This window comes from Marichromatium gracile, from assembly GCF_004343155.1.
GTDB lineage: Bacteria > Pseudomonadota > Gammaproteobacteria > Chromatiales > Chromatiaceae > Marichromatium > Marichromatium gracile.
The window spans coordinates 234,363-251,424 of record NZ_SMDC01000002.1; the positions used below are offsets into that span (position 1 = coordinate 234,363).

Annotated in this window: 18 protein-coding genes; 7 read left to right on the forward strand and 11 right to left on the reverse strand. The window is 69.3% G+C overall.

Annotation, left to right across the window (positions count from 1 at the left end; genetic code table 11):
- The first annotated feature begins 15 nt into the window (after positions 1 to 15).
- On the forward strand, positions 16 to 330 hold the full coding sequence (gene soxZ, locus EDC29_RS04060) for a thiosulfate oxidation carrier complex protein SoxZ (protein ID WP_123139924.1): 315 nt from the start codon (positions 16 to 18) through the stop codon (positions 328 to 330).
- 40 nt (positions 331 to 370) lie between these two features.
- Here soxZ and EDC29_RS04065 read toward each other — a convergent pair whose 3' ends face one another.
- Positions 371 to 1,372 (reverse strand): lysophospholipid acyltransferase family protein, encoded by a 1,002-nt coding sequence (locus EDC29_RS04065; protein ID WP_255419406.1) that lies wholly within the window; start codon positions 1,370 to 1,372, stop codon positions 371 to 373.
- A gap of 116 nt (positions 1,373 to 1,488) precedes the next feature.
- On the opposite strand from EDC29_RS04065, the gene EDC29_RS04070 reads away from it, so the two are divergent.
- Positions 1,489 to 1,920 carry a rhodanese-like domain-containing protein gene (locus EDC29_RS04070; protein WP_123139922.1) on the forward strand — a complete coding sequence of 144 codons (432 nt, stop codon included), beginning with the start codon at positions 1,489 to 1,491 and terminating at the stop codon, positions 1,918 to 1,920.
- Between the two features lie 15 nt (positions 1,921 to 1,935).
- Here the strand turns inward: EDC29_RS04070 and hscB are convergent, their stop codons facing one another.
- The 4 genes from hscB to EDC29_RS04090 all read right to left on the reverse strand — a co-directional run bounded on the left by hscB (position 1,936) and on the right by EDC29_RS04090 (position 4,742).
- Positions 1,936 to 2,493, reverse strand: coding sequence for a Fe-S protein assembly co-chaperone HscB (gene hscB / locus EDC29_RS04075; RefSeq protein ID WP_223806177.1), 558 nt, complete (start codon positions 2,491 to 2,493; stop codon positions 1,936 to 1,938).
- 64 nt (positions 2,494 to 2,557) lie between these two features.
- A complete protein-coding gene (gene iscR / locus EDC29_RS04080; RefSeq protein ID WP_123139921.1) occupies positions 2,558 to 3,040 on the reverse strand; it encodes a Fe-S cluster assembly transcriptional regulator IscR in 483 nt (160 codons plus the stop codon).
- Positions 3,041 to 3,138: 98 nt separating this feature from the next.
- Positions 3,139 to 3,948 (reverse strand): serine O-acetyltransferase, encoded by an 810-nt coding sequence (gene cysE / locus EDC29_RS04085; RefSeq protein WP_123139920.1) that lies wholly within the window; start codon positions 3,946 to 3,948, stop codon positions 3,139 to 3,141.
- Positions 3,933 to 4,742, reverse strand: a complete 810-nt coding sequence (locus tag EDC29_RS04090; protein ID WP_123139919.1) for an RNA methyltransferase — start codon at positions 4,740 to 4,742, stop codon at positions 3,933 to 3,935. Before EDC29_RS04090 ends, cysE begins: the two co-directional genes overlap by 16 nt.
- Before the next feature lie 78 nt (positions 4,743 to 4,820).
- On the opposite strand from EDC29_RS04090, the gene EDC29_RS04095 reads away from it, so the two are divergent.
- The 4 genes from EDC29_RS04095 (at position 4,821) to EDC29_RS04110 (ending at position 8,900) form a co-directional block, all read left to right on the forward strand.
- On the forward strand, positions 4,821 to 5,618 hold the full coding sequence (locus EDC29_RS04095; RefSeq protein ID WP_123139918.1) for an inositol monophosphatase family protein: 798 nt from the start codon (positions 4,821 to 4,823) through the stop codon (positions 5,616 to 5,618).
- A gap of 198 nt (positions 5,619 to 5,816) precedes the next feature.
- Positions 5,817 to 7,550 (forward strand): 2-oxoacid:acceptor oxidoreductase family protein, encoded by a 1,734-nt coding sequence (locus EDC29_RS04100; RefSeq protein ID WP_132228664.1) that lies wholly within the window; start codon positions 5,817 to 5,819, stop codon positions 7,548 to 7,550.
- Positions 7,543 to 8,385, forward strand: a complete 843-nt coding sequence (locus EDC29_RS04105; protein WP_123139916.1) for a 2-oxoacid:ferredoxin oxidoreductase subunit beta — start codon at positions 7,543 to 7,545, stop codon at positions 8,383 to 8,385. The genes EDC29_RS04100 and EDC29_RS04105 overlap by 8 nt, the downstream gene beginning before the upstream one ends.
- Positions 8,386 to 8,402: 17 nt before the next feature.
- Complete coding sequence (locus EDC29_RS04110; protein ID WP_132228666.1) at positions 8,403 to 8,900, forward strand: ferritin family protein; 498 nt, start codon at positions 8,403 to 8,405, stop codon at positions 8,898 to 8,900.
- Between the two features lie 3 nt (positions 8,901 to 8,903).
- Here the strand turns inward: EDC29_RS04110 and EDC29_RS04115 are convergent, their stop codons facing one another.
- The 4 genes from EDC29_RS04115 to EDC29_RS04130 form a co-directional block, all read right to left on the reverse strand.
- Positions 8,904 to 10,067 (reverse strand): DUF5610 domain-containing protein, encoded by a 1,164-nt coding sequence (locus EDC29_RS04115; protein WP_123139914.1) that lies wholly within the window; start codon positions 10,065 to 10,067, stop codon positions 8,904 to 8,906.
- Between the two features lie 236 nt (positions 10,068 to 10,303).
- The gene (locus EDC29_RS04120; protein ID WP_123142924.1) at positions 10,304 to 11,929 is read right to left on the reverse strand and encodes a methyl-accepting chemotaxis protein; all 1,626 of its coding nucleotides are present in this window, start codon (positions 11,927 to 11,929) and stop codon (positions 10,304 to 10,306) included.
- A 362-nt stretch (positions 11,930 to 12,291) separates the two neighbouring features.
- Positions 12,292 to 12,684 carry a superinfection immunity protein gene (locus EDC29_RS04125; protein ID WP_200189239.1) on the reverse strand — a complete coding sequence of 131 codons (393 nt, stop codon included), beginning with the start codon at positions 12,682 to 12,684 and terminating at the stop codon, positions 12,292 to 12,294.
- 74 nt (positions 12,685 to 12,758) lie between these two features.
- On the reverse strand, positions 12,759 to 13,691 hold the full coding sequence (locus EDC29_RS04130) for an AraC family transcriptional regulator (protein ID WP_132228668.1): 933 nt from the start codon (positions 13,689 to 13,691) through the stop codon (positions 12,759 to 12,761).
- Positions 13,692 to 13,845: 154 nt separating this feature from the next.
- Between EDC29_RS04130 and exaC the strand changes: the two genes are divergently transcribed.
- Positions 13,846 to 15,366 carry an acetaldehyde dehydrogenase ExaC gene (exaC, locus tag EDC29_RS04135; RefSeq protein WP_123139910.1) on the forward strand — a complete coding sequence of 507 codons (1,521 nt, stop codon included), beginning with the start codon at positions 13,846 to 13,848 and terminating at the stop codon, positions 15,364 to 15,366.
- A gap of 51 nt (positions 15,367 to 15,417) precedes the next feature.
- Here exaC and EDC29_RS04140 read toward each other — a convergent pair whose 3' ends face one another.
- The gene (locus tag EDC29_RS04140; RefSeq protein WP_123139909.1) at positions 15,418 to 15,753 is read right to left on the reverse strand and encodes a hypothetical protein; all 336 of its coding nucleotides are present in this window, start codon (positions 15,751 to 15,753) and stop codon (positions 15,418 to 15,420) included.
- Positions 15,754 to 15,908: 155 nt separating this feature from the next.
- Positions 15,909 to 16,967 carry a ribosome small subunit-dependent GTPase A gene (gene rsgA, locus EDC29_RS04145; protein WP_132228670.1) on the reverse strand — a complete coding sequence of 353 codons (1,059 nt, stop codon included), beginning with the start codon at positions 16,965 to 16,967 and terminating at the stop codon, positions 15,909 to 15,911.
- Positions 16,968 to 17,062: the final 95 nt, after the last annotated feature.

The following is a 17,062-nucleotide window of genomic DNA, read 5'->3' on the forward strand; positions in this document are numbered from 1 at the left end:
TGAGGTAGAGAGCCAATGTCTGATATCAAGATCCGCGCCAAGACCAAGAACGACGTGACCACGGTCAAGTGTCTGATGAGTCACCCGATGGAGACCGGGCTGCGCAAGGACAGCAAGACCGGCGAGCCGATCCCGGCGCACTTCATCCAGGAGGTGGTGTGCAAGGCCAAGGGGGAGGTGGTGATGACCGCCTCGTGGAGCGGCGGGGTGTCGAAGAACCCCTATCTGTCGTTCAAGTTTGCCGGGGGCGCCGAGGGCGATCCGATCGAGATCACCTGGACCGACAACCAGGGGCAGACGCAGAGCGCCTCGACCACCATCTCGTCCTGATCTCGCGCGGCCGGCGGTCTGCCGCCGGCCGCGTCTCCGCTCAGCTCGGCGGCGCGTCCTCGGCGAGCGCCGCGTGCCGCTCGCGCAGCCGCGCCACCTGCTCCAGCGCCTCGGCGTCGGAGAGCCCGCCGCTGTAGATCTTCGGCCAGCCCTCGGGGCGACGTCTGAGCCGCTTGTAGGGCCAGATGTACTGGTTCGGGCAGGTGCGCACGCACTGCTCGATGCCCTGGTTGAGGGCGCGCGCGGCGACCTCGTCGTCGGCGCTGTCGATGCCCTCGGGGGCGCGGATGCAGTGGATGCGGAAGCCGCTCTGGTCGTCGAGCCGTTCGGCGAACATGAAGATCACCGGCGCCCCGGTGCGCCGCGCCAGGCGGTTGACCAGCAGCATGGTGAAGGCGGGGATGCCGAACAGCGGCGCGAACACCGCCCCCTTGTCGGCCTTGGGCTCCTGGTCGGGCAGGACGCCGACATAGTCGCCGCGTTCGAGCGCCTGCACCAGTACGCGGATGCCCTTGCCGGTGATCGGTGCCAGGGTCGCGCCGCTGCGCCCGCGGGCGCGCCGGATCAGGTCGTCGAGATACTTCTGCGGCTTGTAGAAGATCGCCGTCGGTCCCTGCTCGGCGAGATAGAGTCCGGCCAGCTCCCAGGCGCCGATGTGCGGCGAGAGCACGATCAGCCCCTTGCCGTCGCGCCGCTCGAGCAGCTCCGCCCCGCGCACCTCACGGACCAGCGAGAGGGTCTGCTCGACGGGGCGCAGCCACAGATGGGCGATCTCGCAATAGGTCTTGGCGACCTCGCGCAGGGTGTCGTCGCGCAGTGCGAGCAGTTGCTCGCGGTCGCGCTCGGGGAAGTTGAGCGCGAGGTTGATCAGGGCGTTGCGGCGCTGACGGTTGGGCCAGCGCGCAACCAGCCAGCCGAGGCCGTTGCCGAGACGGTGGGCGAAGGCCAGCGGCAGACGTGCCATCAGTCGCATCAGCGCCCGTGCCAGCGCGTCCTTGATGCGTACGTCCAGCGGGGGTCGTGGATCTCGATGTGTCGCCAATACTGTCTCCCGATGCTTGCGCTGGGCGGTGATGCCCGAGGGCGCTAGGATAGCCGGACGCGCCTCCGCGCGCGGCACAATAACAAGAGCGATCCCACCACCAACGAGGAATCCCCATGCACGACGCTGCTCCGCAGAGTCTGACGCCGCAGCAGGCGCAGGCGATGCTCGACTCCCACCCCCAGGCGATCCTGGTCGATATCCGCTCGTCGATGGAGTATCTGTTCGTCGGTCACCCCAAGGGCGCGGTGCACGTACCCTGGATCGACGAGCCGGACTGGACCGTCAACCCGGACTTCGAGACCGAGATCCGCAAGCTCCTGCTCGGCGGCGCGAGCTGCGAGTCCGACACCGAGCAGTGCCCGCCGGTGATCCTCATCTGTCGCAGCGGCAAGCGCTCGCACGAGGCGGGCAAGGCGCTGCTCCAGGCCGGGCTCAAGCGTGTCTATCACGTCGGCGAGGGGTTCGAGGGCGAACTCGACGAGCACCATCACCGCAGCAGCCTCGGCGGCTGGCGCTTCCACGGTCTCCCCTGGGAGCAGTGCTGAGCCCGCGGGTCGGGCTCAGCCCCGGCGCTGGAGCGCGTCGCGGCGCTGCTCGGCGTCGCGCCGGCACAGCGCGATGAACTCGAGCTGGTGCACCAGGTCGTGCGCCAGTTCGAGATTGTCCGTCGAGGGATCCTCGAACAGGGTCCGCAGCTCCTTGGCCAGTACCGCGCTCTGCTCGGCCAGATCGGTGAGCACGCTGGAGACGGCGAGCGCGGTGCGGGTGCGGTTGCTCACCTCCTGGAGCTGCTCGCGCAGCTCGAGCTGCTCGACCAGCAGCCCGGCATTGCCCCGTCCGCGCCCCAACTCACGCCCGTGCAGGCGCAGCAGATAGCGCGCGCGCGCCAGTGGGTCGAGCAGCGTGCGGTAGGCCTCGTCGAGTTGCGACGGCGAGGCGGCGGCGAGGGCGGTGTCGGCGCGGGCCTGGGCGCTCAGCGCACGATAGCGCTCCGCCAGGCGGTTGGTGTCGACCGTGAAGCTCGTCGGCAATCCGAAGAGCTCGAAGTGGTTCTTGGCTGCGTCCAACTCGGCGAAGACAGTTGGGTGGATCTCGGGCATCCCGCCGCCCGGGGTCATCCGCACGGCTCACCCAGATCCTAGGCCCTCGGAGCGCGTGCTGGCAAGGCGTTTGCGCGCCTGCTCAGGTGTTGGCGGCGACCCGCGAGACGTCGAGCTTGACGTCGACGGTGGCGCAGGAGGTCGGTGGGTGCGGCTGGGTGGCCTCGCGCTTGTCGACGAGCTGCTGCAGGGTGATGGCGTTGAGATAGTCGAAGATGTGGTCGCTGAGGTCGTTCCACAGGTCGTGGGTCAGGCAGGGACCATTGTTCTGACAGTTGTGGGCGCCGCCGCAGCGGGTGGTGTCGACGTTCTCGTCGACCGCGGCGATCACCTCGGCAACGCGGATCTCGGCGGCGGTACGGGCGAGGTTGTAGCCGCCGCCCGGGCCGCGCACGCTGGTCACCAGCGCACGCTTGCGCAGCTTGGCGAAGAGCTGTTCCAGGTAGGACAGCGAGATGCCCTGGCGCTGGGCGATGTCGGCCAACGCGATCGGTCCCCGGCCCTGGTGGATGGCCAGGTCGAGCATCGCGGTGACCGCGTAGCGGCCTTTGGTAGTCAGTCTCACGTTGCACCCAAGGGAAAATACAGCGAACAAGTGTAGGGTTATTCTACGTTACCCGACCGTTACGATCAATTAATCCGCACCACGCCAGGGCACTGCGCTCAGCGCTGGCGTGCATCCTCGGGTCGGCGCTGACCCGAGTCGGCGTCCGTCTCGCCGTCGGTGGCCGGGGGGATGCTCATCGCGTCGAGATCGCACTCGTGCTCGAAGCGGCGCATGATGCCGTGGCCCTCGAGTGCCTGCGACATCAACTCCATGCGACTGTCCATCTGGTGGATATGATCGAGCATGCGGTTGATGGCGTTGGCCACCGGGTCGGGGACATCGCGGGTGGCGCCATAGGCGTCGAAGCCGATGCGTCGGGCGGTGTCGGCGCGGCGCTTGCTCGCCGCATCACGCGCCGGCTCGATGACCCGGCCCGGCACCCCGACCGCGGTCGCTCCGGCCGGCACCGACTTCACCACCACGGCGTTGGAGCCGATGCGCGCGCCGTCGCCGATGTCGATCGGACCGAGCACCTTGGCCCCGGCACCGACCACTACGTCGCGTCCGAGGGTGGGATGACGTTTGCCCTTCTCCCAGGTGGTGCCACCGAGCGTCACCCCGTGATAGAGGGTGCAGTCGTCGCCGATCACCGCCGTCTCGCCGATCACCACGCCCATGCCGTGGTCGATGAAGAAGCGCCGGCCGATCACCGCGCCGGGGTGGATCTCGATCCCGGTGAACAAGCGCGCGATGTTCGAGAGCAGGCGTGCGGCCCACTTGAACTCGCGCCGCCACAGACCGTGGGCGATGCGATGGACCACCACCGCGTGGATGCCGGGATAGGTGGTGAGCACCTCGAAGGTGGTACGCGCCGCCGGGTCGCGGTCGAAGACGCAGGCGATATCCTCTCTCAGTCGTCTGAACATGTGGTGTCCTTGGCGGTGGGGGCGGGTTCCGTTGGCGCCGGGTCGTCGCGCCCGGGGCGCTTGCGACCCTGGGCGGCGCTGAGGATGCCGCGCAGGATGTTGATCTCGGTGCGGTCGGGGCGGGCGCGGTTGAACAGCCGGCGCAGACGGATCTGCAGGGTGCGCGACTGCTCGATGTCGCCGAAGCCGACCGCGCGCATGGTGGCGGCGAGATGGCCGTGGAGGCCCTCGAGGTCGGCGGCGTCGGCCAGATCGGGGCGCTCGTCGACGTGCTCGCTGAGGCGGCCGACGAGGGCGTGGCGACGCAGTTCGTAGGCGAGCACCTGGACCGCGGCGGCGAGGTTGAGCGAGCTGAACTCGGGGTTGGTGGGGATGTGCACCAGATAGTGACAGCGCGACAGCTCGGCGTTGGTCAACCCCGAGCTCTCGCGCCCGAACAGCATCGCCACCTCGCCGTGGGCGGCCTCGGCGAGCAGTCGGCCGGCGGCCTCGGCGGGGTCGAGCACCGGCCATTCGATGCTGCGCAGCCGGGCGCTGGCGCCGATCACCAGACGACAGCCCTCGAGCGCGCTGTCGAGGTCGTCGTGGATGCCGGCGCGCTCGATCAGGTCATCGGCGCCGGCGGCGCGGGCCAGGGTCTCGGCGTCCGGGCGTTGACGCGGCGCGACCAGCTCCAGACGCGACAGGCCCATGGTCTTGAGCGCACGCGCCGCGGCGCCGATGTTGCCGGGGTGGCTGGTCTCGATCAGCACGGCGCGGATGCGCCCGAGGTTTTCTTCGCTGGTTTGGGTCATGGATGGGGCGTTCTCTCAAGACGCTGATAGGGTTCTCAATCTATGATACGCGGACCACATCCGTTATCTTTCATCCTTATGCATCCAAGCCTCAACATCGCCATCCGTGCCGCGCGCAGCGCCGGCAAGATCCTCCTGCGTTATCTCGATCACGTCGACCACATCAAGGCCGAGACCAAGGGACGCAACGATTTCGTCAGCGACGTCGATCGTCTCGCCGAGGCGACCATCATCAAGGAGCTGCAGGCACGCTTCCCGGGCCACGCGATCCTTGCCGAGGAGAGCGGTCTCCACGGCAAGGGCGACTATCAGTGGATCATCGATCCGCTCGACGGCACCACCAACTATCTCCACGGCTTTCCGCAGTTCTCGGTGTCGATCGCGCTCAAGCACAAGGGGCAGCTCGAGTGCGGCGTGGTCTACGATCCGCTGCGCGAGGAGATGTTCACCGCCGCGCGCGGCGAGGGCGCCCAGCTCAACGACCGCAAGATCCGGGTCGCCAAGCGCCCCTCGCTCAACGGTGCACTGATCGGCACCGGCTTCCCGTTCCGTGACCAGCGCCATATCGACGCCTACATGGGCATGTTCAAGGCCATGACCCTGGCCACCGCCGGGCTGCGTCGTCCGGGCTCGGCGGCGCTCGATCTCGCCTATGTCGCCGCCGGACGCACCGACGGTTTCTGGGAGCTCGGCCTGTCCGAGTGGGACTGCGCTGCCGGCGCCCTGCTGGTGCAGGAGGCGGGCGGTACGGTCAGCGACCTCGGCGGTGGCAATCGCTTCCTCGAGACCGGCAATCTGGTCGCCGGCAACGTCAAGGTCCACAAGGCGATCCTCGAGACCGTCGCGCCCTTCCGCTCCGAGCAGCTCCAGGCCTGATCCCGGCCGGCCCGCGCGGCGGGTCCGGTCGCCCTCCATCGAAACGCCCCTCGACTGTGCCAGATCAACCGGGACGCTCGGCGTCGCGGCTATGATCGGTGCACGGGGGTGTGTCGTGGTGTCCCCGAAACCGCTTCGCACCCCATCCCCGCGCCGCCGATCCGAGTGCGGCGCACCGGCCTGGGAGGAGTGCCCGCGATGCCGTGCAATCGCGACCCCGTCGCCCCCGAGGGCATGCTGGCGATCACCGGTGCAGGTGGTCACGGCGCCCTCACCACTGCCCAGATCCTGCTTGCCGCGCTCGGTCGCGCCGGTGTCCACGGGTTGCTGACGCGCGCCGCCGGTCCGCAGATCCGCGGCGGCGAGTCGGCCGCCACCCTCCGCTTCGCCTCGCGCCCGGTCGCCTGCATGGCCGATCGGCTCGACCTGTTGCTCGGGCTCGACTGGGCCAATGTCGAGCGCTTCGTCGACGAGCTGCCGGTCGACGCCGACACCCTCATCCTCCAGGACGTCGCCAGCGTGCCGCCGCCGCCCTGTCTGACCGGGTGCGGCGCACGGGTGCGGGCGCTGCCGCTCGCCGCGCGCGCCGCCGAGATCCCCGGGGGGCGCGCCAACATGGTCGCCCTGGGCGCGCTCGGCGGCTGGCTGGGGTTGTCTCATGCGGCGCTGAGCGCGGCCAGCGAACGGGTGCTGGCGAGCAAGGACGCCGCCACCCGCGCTGCGGCCATCGCCTGTCTGGAAGCGGGGCTGGGGCTGGTGGAGCAGGGTGGGTGCGCGCCCGTTGGCGGCGCTGCCGGGCTGTGGAACCTCAGCGGTAACGAGGCCGCCGGTCTCGGCGCGCTGCGCGCCGGGGTGCGCTTCGTCGCCGCCTACCCGATCACCCCGGCGACCGAGCTGCTCGAATGGCTGGCGCCGCGGTTGCCGCAACGCGACGGTCAGCTGCTCCAGGCCGAGGACGAACTGGCGGCGGTGAACATGGTCATCGGCGCGTCCTTCGGCGGGGTGGCGGCGCTGACCGCCACCTCCGGCCCCGGACTGAGCCTGATGGTCGAGGGGCTGGGACTGGCGGTGGCCAGCGAGACCCCGCTGGTGGTGGTCGACGTGCAGCGCGGCGGTCCCTCGACCGGGATTCCCACCAAGACCGAGCAGTCCGATCTCGGTCTGGCGCTCTACGGGCTCCACGGCGATGCCCCGCACCTGGTGCTCGCGCCCCTCGGTATCGCCGATTGTTGCTTCACCCTGGAATGGGCGGTGGGGCTGGCCGAACACCTGCAGACGGTGGCCATCGTGCTCTCCGACCAGGCGCTCGGCCAGTCGCGCGCCATCGTCGATCCGCCGCCACGGGCCCCGCAACTGCCGTCCCGACTGGTGCCCGACGGGCCCCTCGATGCGCCCTTCCAGCGCTATGCACCGAGCGTCGACGGACGCTCGCCGATGCCTGCGCCCGGCCGGTCGGGGTGTCGCTATGTCGCCGAGGGACTGGAGCACGACGCCTCGGGGACGCCCTCGAGCCTGGCCGCCGATCATCGCCAGCAGCTCGACAAGCGCGCGCGCAAGCTCGACGGTCTCGATCCGGGGCCCGACTGGGCCGAGATCCGTGGTCGGGGTACGCGTTGTCTCGTCACCTGGGGCAGCAGCGCCGGGGCGGTGTTCGAGGCCGCCGCGCGGCTCACCGCAGCGGGGCGCCCGACCCGGGTGATCGCGCTGCGGCTGATCGCCCCGCTGGCGCGCGCGGCGCTGCGCGAGGCGCTCGATGGCGCGGCGTGGATATGGGTGGTCGAACTCAATCAGGACGGCCAGCTGTTTGCTCATCTCCATGCCCAGCGGGTGCTGCCGCCACAGGCGCGCGCGCTGGCCCGGCCCGGCCCCCTGGCGTGGCGACCGGGCGAGATCGTCGCCGCGGTGCTGGATGCGGAGGAGACCGATGACTGAGTCGCAATCACCGACCACCTCGACCCTGCGTGCCCGTGACTACAAGTCCGGGGTGACACCGGTGTGGTGTCCGGGCTGCGGACATCACGGCGTGCTCGCGGCGCTGACCCGGGCGCTGGCCCATCTCGAGTTGCCGCGCGAGCGTTTGGCGCTGATCTCCGGCATCGGTTGCTCCTCGCGGCTGCCGGCCTATGTCGCCGCCTACGGCTTCCACGGCGTGCACGGTCGCGCCCTGGCGCTCGCCGGCGGTCTCAAGGCGGCGCGCCCCGAACTCACCGTGCTGGTGCTCGGGGGCGACGGCGACGGTTTCTCGATCGGCGGCAATCACTTCCTGCATGCCTGTCGGCGCAACCAGGACCTCACCTATGTGGTGATGGACAACGAGGTCTACGGCATGACCAAGGGACAGGCCTCGCCGACCACCGCGCCCGACTGGCAGCAGGCCAAGCTCACGCCGCACGGCACCGGGATGCCGCGCTTCCTGCCCACCGCGATCGCTCTGGCCGCCGGCGCCGGATTCATCGCCCGGGGCTTCTCCGGCGATCCCGCGGGCTTGAGCCGGTTGCTGGTCGAGGCGATCGAGTATCCCGGATTCGCCCTGGTGCACGTGCTCACCCCCTGTCCCACCTTCAGGCCCGAGCATCGCGACTGGAAGGGGCGGGTGCATGTCGATGACACGGGGCCGAGCACCGATCCGGTGGCGGCGGCGCGCCGGATCCAGGCCGATGACGGCAAGACCCTGGGGCTGCTGTTTCGCCGCGCCCTCACGCCCTGGCGGGCCGAGCAGGCTCCCGCGTGCACGCTCGAAGAGATCGAGTCGGGGCTGCTGGCATGAGCGCGGGCCCGGGGTCGGTGGATTCTCTCGCGGCGCTGCTCGCCCACGCGCTCGAACTCGAACACGCCAGCCACGAGCGCTATACCGAACTCGCCGCCGGGATGGCGCTGCACCACAATGCGCCCGCGGCGGCTGCGTTCGATCGACTGGCCGGGCTCAGCGAGGCCACCGTGGCCCGGGTCGAGCACCGCGCGCGTGGGCTGTGTCTGCCGCGCATCGCGCCCTGGGACTTCGCCTGGTGTGGTGACGGTGCGCCGGCGCCCGATGTCGGCGGGGAGGGCGTCGACTATCTGATGAGCGTGGCCGAGGTGCTGGAGCTGGGCATGCGCGATGCCCGGTGTCGTCGTGACTTCTATGCCGGGTTGGTCGATCAGGCGGCGCCCGAGGTTCGCGAACTCGCCGTGTTACTGGCCGCCGCGAGCCGCGCTCAGTTCGAGCGGCTCGCGGCGTGGCGCGCGGCCTGTGCCTCGGGGGCGCGACTCGATGACTGGGATCCGCCCAACCTGCCCGAGTAGTCCTCAGTCATCGCTGTCGGTGCGCCGTGGCGCGAAGGCGTCGAGCAGTCGGCTCATGTGCGAGCGGAAGTCGTCCTGCTGCTGCTTCTCGGCGCTGACGAAGCGCTCATCCTGCTCGACCAGGCCCTGCATCAGCTCGGCACCGCTGGCGCGGGCGTCCTCGAGGAAGCCGAGCGCAGGCTGCGAGAAGCGCTCCTGCATCTGATCCATCAGCTGACCGATCCGACGACCGGGGCGCTCGCTCTGCGAGTCGTTGCCGAGTTGCTGGGTCTCCTGATAGCGCTGGGCCTGAGCGACCGAGTAGCTGGTACTCGAACTCATGTTCAGCTCCATGCGCGAGAGCTGCCCGGCGTCGAACGAGAGACTGCCGGCCTGGGAGAAGGCCGCCTGCACGTCGCCCTGGAAGAAGCTGTTGGCCAGCTCGCTGGTGTCCTGTACCAGGTTGCGGATGGCGTCGAGCTCTTCGGTGTCGAGATCACCCTTGACGCTGAAGCTGTAGTTGCTGGAGGCGCTGCGCGAGACGTCGAACTGCGCCACCTGATTGCCCTCGCTGTCGCGGGCGAGTGCTGCAGTGGCGCTGTAGTCGAGCTGCTGGCCGAAGTCGATACGCACGCTGTCGCCGTCGCGGGTGCGCACCTCGAGCGAGAAGGACTCGGCGTGCTGGAAGCGCTCGGCGACGCCGATGGCGGTAGTGGCGCTGCTCGCCGTGCTCTGGCCGCCGGGGGCCAGGCCGTCGAGCGCGGCGAAGGTCAGTTGCTCGGTCTCGTCGAGCTGTTCGGCGACCTTGCCCTGGAGCATGTCGAGGTTGGAGAGGATCTCGCGCGCCTCCTCGAAGCCCTTGCGTGCGCCCTCGACGGCCTGCTGATAGAGCTGTTCGACCTCGGCCTCGGAGCGGCCACGGGCGCGGGCGCTCTCCAGCCCGGTGGCCACCGCATCGGCGATGCGGTTGGCGACCTTCTCCGGGGTGAAGTTCTCGGCGTCGAGCTTGCGCACGGCATTGGCGTCCATGCCGGGGATGTGCGCGGCGAGTCGCTCGAGCACCTGCTGCTGTGGCGCCGCTGCGCTGCCGTCGCGGGTCGCTGTCGTCGGCGAGCCCGATGCGCCGGCACCCGAGCGCAGGGTCGTGAGCGATTGGAGCTGCGAGACGGATGAGTGGAGCGAGATCATCTCTGGGCCTCCGGGGCGAGTCTGTTCCGTCCCTGAGTAACGGCCGCGGCAAGAGGTTCTTGAATCTTAGCTATCAGCGATCAGCCTCCAGCTGCCAGCCTTCGGCGCTGGCAGCTGGTCGCTGGTGGCTGAACCACCAACGGCGAGTCTCCAGCTCTCGGCCTTAGTCATGGGCGCTAGCCTTCCCTGGCGGCTGGCGGCTGGCGGCTGGCGGCTGGCGGCTGGCGGCTGGCGGCTCAGATATGGAAACGCCCGAGCAGGGTCTGGAGTTCGAGGGCGAGCGCGGCCAGGGCCTCGCTGGCGTGGGCGATCTGGCCGGAGGTGGTGGCGGCGTGCGCGGTGCCGTCGTTGATGTTGGAGACGCTGCGGTTGACCTCCTCGGCGACCGCGGACTGCTCCTCGGCAGCGCTGGCGATCTGGGCATTCATGTCGGTGATGGTGCTGATCGACTGGGTGATGGTCTGGAAGGACTCGGCGGCGTGCGTGGTCTGGGCGACGCCTTCGCCGGCCTTGGCGCGACCGCGCTCCATCGCCTCGACCGCGCCGAGCGCGCCGCCCTGCAATCGTTCGATCATCTCCTGCACCTCGGTGGTCGAGGCCTGGGTGCGACTGGCAAGGTTGCGCACCTCGTCGGCGACCACCGCGAAGCCGCGCCCGTGCTCACCGGCGCGTGCCGCCTCGATCGCGGCGTTGAGTGCGAGCAGATTGGTCTGGTCGGCGATGGCGCGGATCACGTCGAGCACCTTGCCGATCTCCTCGCTGTCGGCGGCGAGGCGCGAGATCGCCTCGGCCGCGCTCTCGACCTCGAGGGCCAGCGCATCGATGGTGGTGTTGGCCTCGCCGACCACGGCGCTGCCGGCCTCGGCCTCGTTGTCGGTGTTCTGAGCCGCCTGCGCGGCCTCGGCGGCGTTGCGTGCGACCTCGGCCACGGTCGAGGCCATCTCGTGCATCGCGGTGGCGACCTGCTCGACCTCGCGCTGTTGCTGGGCGACGTGTTCGCGGCTCTCGGTGCTGGTCCCGGAGAGCTGCTCGGCGGCGGCCGAGAGTTGGCTGGCGGCGCCGGCGACCTGGCTGACCAGCGTGTGAATGCGCGCGATGAAGGCATTGAAGGCGTGCGAGAGATCGGCGATCTCGTCGTTGCCGTGGACCTCGAGACGCTGGGTCAGGTCGCCCTCGCCCTCGGCGATGTCACGCAGTCGCGCGGTGGTGGCGCGCACCGGTCGGACCACCAGGCGGGTGAGCAGCACGCCGAGCAGGGCCGCGAGCACCAGTGCGACGCTGGCCGCGCCCAGCATGCTCCAGCGTGCCAGCTGGCTGGTCTCTGCGGAGATGGCGATGCTCTCCTGCTGCTGGGCCTGGAGCGATTCCTCGAGCACCCCGAACAGATGGCGCAGGGTTTGCAGGTAGGCGAGGGTCTCGTTGCGATAGATGCGCAGCGCCTGATCGTGATCGCCGCGCTGTAGTGCGCTGTTGATCCGCTTGGCCGACTCGTGGACGGCGCGATGCGGGACCGCGATGGTGTCGAAGGCGGCGCGGAACGCTTCGGGGTAGCGCGCATAGCCCGGGTCGTTGCGCAGGCTGTCGTACCACTTGCCGAAGTCACACCGGTGCGGGTCGAGTTCGCCGGTGAAGGGTTGGTCGAGCAGCAGACTGAGCCCGAGATCGTTGACCCAGGCCAGGTGGTCGATCTCCTTGACCAGCTGGAAGTTGGATTGCTCGAAGCTCTTGATCAGCGCCTGCTGGACCTTGTCGGTGCGTTGCAGTCCACTCCAGCCGATCAGCGCGATCAGCAGCATGAAGACGAGTATGACGGTGAGGGCCAGGCCGATCTTGCGGCCGAGGCTGAGATGGATGCGGGACATGTTGGCTCGGTTGTTCTTGACTGTGCGTGTGGACCGGGGCGGTCCTGGTCGTTGTCTTGCCGAGCGGCGATGCGGCGGGGTCGGACGTGATGAGTGCGGGCGCCCGGATGGGCGGGCCACGTCAAGACCGGGCGTGATCCGTGCGCTCGGGCGATTGGATCCTCGGGCGAGCGATCCCTGCTTCGCGAACTCCTTCAGACCATGCGCCCGGGGCGATTGCCACGCGATTGTAACCTGATCGTCACCGGGTGTCCGGGGTTCAGGTCACGGAAACCCGGTGACTTTTGTACGCCGGGTGTCCGTGTTGCCGGCGAAGGTCGAGGCGGCCGTGGGGCGGTTCGGGCCGCGCGCCGACGGGCCGATCAGGCCTGGGGTTCGGCGCCGCCCTGCGGGGTGGGTTCGCCGTCGCCGAGCAGTGCCCAGAACAGCACCGCGACCCAGCCGACGAGGGTCCAGCCGAAGAGCACATTGATGAGGGTGATGCGCAGCCGTCTGGTCAGTCCGCGGTCATGGGCGATCAGCCCGGGCAGCACATAGAGGGTGAGGAAGACCGCGGAGAGGAAGAGACCGCTGACGTCGATCGGGTAGAGCGCGTTGATCCCGACCAGCACGACCAGCCAGCCGAGCAGCAGCGCGGTGACGCTGAGACGCAGCCCGAGCGCCTGGGCGAGCCGCATCGGTGCGGACGAGGCGATGCGGTCGATGGTGTCGCGCCAGTCGGTGCGGGTCTCCGGGGTGGGGTGTTCCTGGGCCATGCTCGATGTCTCCAAAGTGCGAGAAGGGGGCAGCATAGTCCAGAACCCGGGCGAGTCGGAAGCGAGCCGGCGGGTCAGCCGGGCAGGGGCGGGGCGGCGTGCGCTCGGTAGCGGCTGGGGGCGACCCCATAGCGCGCCTGGAAGCGGCGCGAGAAGTGGCTCGGGCTCTGGAAGCCGACCTCGTAGGCGACGCGGGTGACGGCCATCCCTTGGTCGAGCAGCTCGGCGGCACAGCGCAGCCGACGCTCGAGCAGATAGGCGTTGGGGGTGCAGCCGAGCAGGGCGGCGAAGCGGGCATAGAATCGGGTGCGCGACATGCAGCTCAGTCGGCACAGCCGCTCGATGTCGAGCGGCTGGGCGAGATGACGCTCGATATGGTCGAGCACCGCGCTGAAGGGGTCGTGATCGGGCTCGGCGGCGGCGCAGGCGAGCAGGAACTCGCGCCCCTGCTGGCGCAACAGCCGGCCCAACAGCTCGTCGACGCCGTGATCGAGTACCAGGTCGTTGTCGGCGTCGGCCTGGAGAAAGCTCCCGGCGATGCGTTCGAGCAGGCGCTGGGTGGCCTCCGAGTGATGGCCGTGCCAGCTGTGCCGAGACACCGTCTGCCAGCTCCCGCGCCCGCGCGGCAGCGGCGCGTGGCGATCGAGCCGGTCGCACAGTCGGCGCAGTCGCTCGCGCTCGACGGCGATGGTCAGGCAGCGCGTCGGTCGTTGCAGCGTCGCCTCGGGGAAGTCGATCAGCACCTGCTCGCCGGGGGCGAGCACATAGGACTGGTGCGGCAGGAAGTCGTGCGCCGGGTGCGGGCCGTGCATCCGCTTGCGGCCCTGGGTCATCGCGCAGTAGAGCAGCTCCTCGGCGCGCAGCGGCACGTCGCGGGCCGGGGCGAAGGTGTCGTAGATCGACAGCTCGGCCGCGTGACGCGCGAACAGCGTGCGGTTCTCGATCAGGTCCACCGGCGGTTGCGATGGCAAGGCGGTGTTCAACGACATCGGTACGCTTGGCGACATGCTGTTCCCTCCGTGGTCCCCGGGCCTGGACTGTCAGGCCAATCTTGGGGACTGCGGGGCAAGTATTCGATGGTCATGCCCCGTTAACGTCCTGTTGCCGGCACGGCGCGTGTCTTGCCGCCCAAGCGATGACGACAACAGGAGGATCTGAGCCATGATCTATGCCAACCCTGGTGATCCCGGCGCCGTGGTGCGCTTCGCCGAGCGCTATGAGAACTTCATCGGTGGCGAGTGGGTCGCCCCGGTCAATGGTCGCTACCTGGACAACGTCAGCCCGGTCAACGGCCAGGTGTTCTGTCAGGTGGCCCGCTCGGACGCCGCCGACATCGCCCTGGCGCTCGACGCCGCCCATGCCGCCGCTCCGGCCTGGGGGCGGACCTCGGTGACCGAGCGCTCCAATCTGCTGCTCAAGGTCGCCGATCGGATCGAGGCCAATCTGGAGCGGCTGGCGGTGGCCGAGAGCTGGGACAACGGCAAGGCGGTGCGCGAGACCCTGGCCGCCGACATCCCGCTCGCCGCCGACCACTTCCGCTACTTCGCCGGCTGTATCCGCGCCCAGGAAGGCTCGATGGCCGAGATCGACGAGCACACCGTCGCCTATCACGTCCACGAGCCGCTGGGCGTGGTCGGGCAGATCATCCCCTGGAACTTCCCGCTGCTGATGGCCGCCTGGAAGCTCGCCCCGGCGCTGGCCGCGGGCAACTGCTCGGTGCTCAAGCCCGCCGAGCAGACCCCGGCCTCGATCATGCTCTTCATGGAGCTGATCGCCGACCTGCTGCCGCCCGGGGTGATCAACGTCGTCAACGGTCTCGGCGAGGAGGCCGGGCAGGCGCTGGCCACCAGCGAGCGCATCGCCAAGATCGCCTTCACCGGCTCGACCCCGGTCGGCCAGCACATCCTGCGCTGTGCCGCCGACAAGTTGATCCCCTCGACCGTCGAACTCGGCGGCAAATCGCCCAACATCTATTTCAGCGACATCCTCCGTCACGAGGACGACTATCTCGACAAGTGCGTCGAGGGGCTGGTGCTGGCCTTCTTCAACCAGGGAGAGGTCTGCACCTGTCCGTCGCGGGCGCTGATCCAGGAGGACATCTACGAGGACTTCATCGGCCGGGTGATCGAGCGCGCGGCGCGTATCAAACGCGGCAACCCGCTCGACACCGACACCCAGGTCGGCGCCCAGGCCTCGCAGGAGCAGTTCGAACGCATCATGTCCTATCTCGACATCGGTCGCGAGGAGGGCGCCGAGGTGCTGATCGGCGGCGGCGCCGAGTGTCTCGACGGCTGTCTGAGCACCGGCTACTACGTGCAGCCGACCCTGCTCAAGGGGCGCAACGACATGAAGGTCTTCCAGGAGGAGATCTTCGGCCCGGTGGTCGGCGTGACCACCTTCCGCGACGAGGCCGAGGCCATCGCCATCGCCAACGACACCGAGTTCGGGCTCGGCGCCGGGGTCTGGACCCGCGACACCAACCGCGCCTACCGCGCCAGCCGCGCGATCCAGGCCGGGCGCGTCTGGGTCAATTGCTATCACGCCTATCCCGCGCACTCGGCCTTCGGCGGCTACAAGAAGTCGGGGATCGGCCGCGAGACCCACAAGAAGGCGCTCGACCACTACCAGCAGACCAAGAACATGCTGGTGAGCTACAGCACCAGCCCGCTGGGCTTCTTCTGAGCGCACGGGGCCGCCCCCGGGGTGCGAGCCCCGGGGCGGTCCGTCGGACGACTAGTTGAACATCTGGCAGGAGATGCTGCACGAGGACCTGGTGAAGACGGTGCCCGGCGGGCAGGGCATGCGCTGCGGGACGTCTTCGGGTACGCAGACCGTCGTCTGGTGCGGCTCGAAGCTGCCGACCGAGGTCGTCCAGCCGGGCGGGCACTGATAGCGGATCTCGAGCGGCGGGCGGGCGACGTGCAGGTCATCCGGGTCCGGGTGTTGCTGGACCTCGACCTCCCTCGGGTCGGGTTTGGTGAACTGATCCCTGGGCTCGGCCTGGGTGGTCGGCGCCAGTCCGGTGAGCAGGGCCAGGGAGAGGCCGAGTGCGGTCACGGTAGGTCTCATGCGCGGATACCTCGCTAGTCCATTGATCGAGATGATGTCCTTGCGCGCGCTCCTGGCACCGATCTGCAGGGATGCGATCGGTGAGGCGCTCGCCTCACCGACCGAGCCGTGCCACCGGACCGCGTGTCTATTGAGCCGGGTCCTGTCGTCACGGGTCAGCGTCTCAGCTGTTTCTTCACCGACTTGATGTATTTGCCGAAGTCGCGGTCCTTCTTGCGCCGCTCGGCATGGGAGCGCTGGTGGAAGGCGGATTCCTCCCGGAGCTTCAGGTAGCTGTCGAGCTGTGCCCGACCGATCGTCCCGACCTCCACCGCCTGCAGGATAGCGCATCCGGGCTCGTCGGTATGGGTGCAGTCGCGGTAGCGGCAGTGCTGCGCGAGCGCGGTGATCTCGCCATAGCTGGCGTCGAGACCGCCCTCGGCGCCGATGACGCCGAACTCGCGCATCCCGGGGTTGTCGATGACCAGCGCGCCGCCGGCGAGCCGCATCAGCTCGCGTCGTACCGTGGTGTGACGTCCCTCGCCGGTGCCGCTGACGCCGCCGGTCTCCTGACGTGCCTGATCGGTCAGCAGGTTGATCAGGGTGCTCTTGCCGACGCCGGACGAGCCGACGAAGCAATAGGTCCTGCCCGGGGTGAGCAGCAGTTCGAGCGTCTCCAGCCCCTCCCGCGTCACGCTGCTCAGTGTCAGCACCGGCGCACTGATGCCGGCGTCACGGATCTCCGCGATCTGGGCCTCGAGCACCTCCGGCGCGACCAGATCGGTCTTGGTCAGCAGGATGTAGGGCTCGGCGCCGCCGTCGGTCACCATCACCAGATAACGCTCCAGGCGCCTCAGATTGAAGTCGAAGTGGCAGGACTGGACGATCACCGCGCAGTCGATGTTTGCCGCGATCATCTGCGGCTCACTGCTGTTCCCGGCGACCTTGCGGCGCAGCGCGGTGCGCCGCGCGAGCAGTGCATGGACGATGCCGAAGTCGTCGTCCGCGCCACCCTCCACAGACACCCAGTCACCGACGCAGGGGTGTGCGTCGGGGTGTGGGTGGCGATGGAGATAGCGACCGGCGAGCCTGGCACGGAACGGGCCGGTCTCGTCGAGCAGCAACAGCTGGTCGCGATCGACCGCGGCGACGCGGGCGAGTCGTGTGTTCGGGGCGGGGTCGAGCCTGTCCTCGAACCAGTCGGTCCAGCCCAGGGGGATCAGTTCGGCGTGCATGGTGGTCGTGTCGTCCGGTGATGGGTGGGTCCATGGGGGCAGCCGAGGCGCTGTCGCGATCGTCTTCGGGAGGCGTCATCAGCCGTGCCTTCGTG

Coding starts and splice junctions, on each gene's coding strand:
- EDC29_RS04130 (WP_132228668.1), bottom strand. CDS start 13,691: ATGTCGCCAAGCGTACCGATGTCGTTGAACACCGCCTTGCCATCGCAA.
- EDC29_RS04120 (WP_123142924.1), bottom strand. CDS start 11,929: ATGTCCCGCATCCATCTCAGCCTCGGCCGCAAGATCGGCCTGGCCCTC.
- EDC29_RS04140 (WP_123139909.1), bottom strand. CDS start 15,753: ATGAGACCTACCGTGACCGCACTCGGCCTCTCCCTGGCCCTGCTCACC.
- cysE (WP_123139920.1), bottom strand. CDS start 3,948: ATGTTCAGACGACTGAGAGAGGATATCGCCTGCGTCTTCGACCGCGAC.
- EDC29_RS04115 (WP_123139914.1), bottom strand. CDS start 10,067: ATGATCTCGCTCCACTCATCCGTCTCGCAGCTCCAATCGCTCACGACC.
- EDC29_RS04100 (WP_132228664.1), top strand. CDS start 5,817: ATGCCGTGCAATCGCGACCCCGTCGCCCCCGAGGGCATGCTGGCGATC.
- hscB (WP_223806177.1), bottom strand. CDS start 2,493: ATGACCCCGGGCGGCGGGATGCCCGAGATCCACCCAACTGTCTTCGCC.
- exaC (WP_123139910.1), top strand. CDS start 13,846: ATGATCTATGCCAACCCTGGTGATCCCGGCGCCGTGGTGCGCTTCGCC.
- soxZ (WP_123139924.1), top strand. CDS start 16: ATGTCTGATATCAAGATCCGCGCCAAGACCAAGAACGACGTGACCACG.
- EDC29_RS04125 (WP_200189239.1), bottom strand. CDS start 12,684: ATGGCCCAGGAACACCCCACCCCGGAGACCCGCACCGACTGGCGCGAC.
- EDC29_RS04105 (WP_123139916.1), top strand. CDS start 7,543: ATGACTGAGTCGCAATCACCGACCACCTCGACCCTGCGTGCCCGTGAC.
- EDC29_RS04070 (WP_123139922.1), top strand. CDS start 1,489: ATGCACGACGCTGCTCCGCAGAGTCTGACGCCGCAGCAGGCGCAGGCG.
- EDC29_RS04090 (WP_123139919.1), bottom strand. CDS start 4,742: ATGACCCAAACCAGCGAAGAAAACCTCGGGCGCATCCGCGCCGTGCTG.
- EDC29_RS04095 (WP_123139918.1), top strand. CDS start 4,821: ATGCATCCAAGCCTCAACATCGCCATCCGTGCCGCGCGCAGCGCCGGC.
- rsgA (WP_132228670.1), bottom strand. CDS start 16,967: ATGCACGCCGAACTGATCCCCCTGGGCTGGACCGACTGGTTCGAGGAC.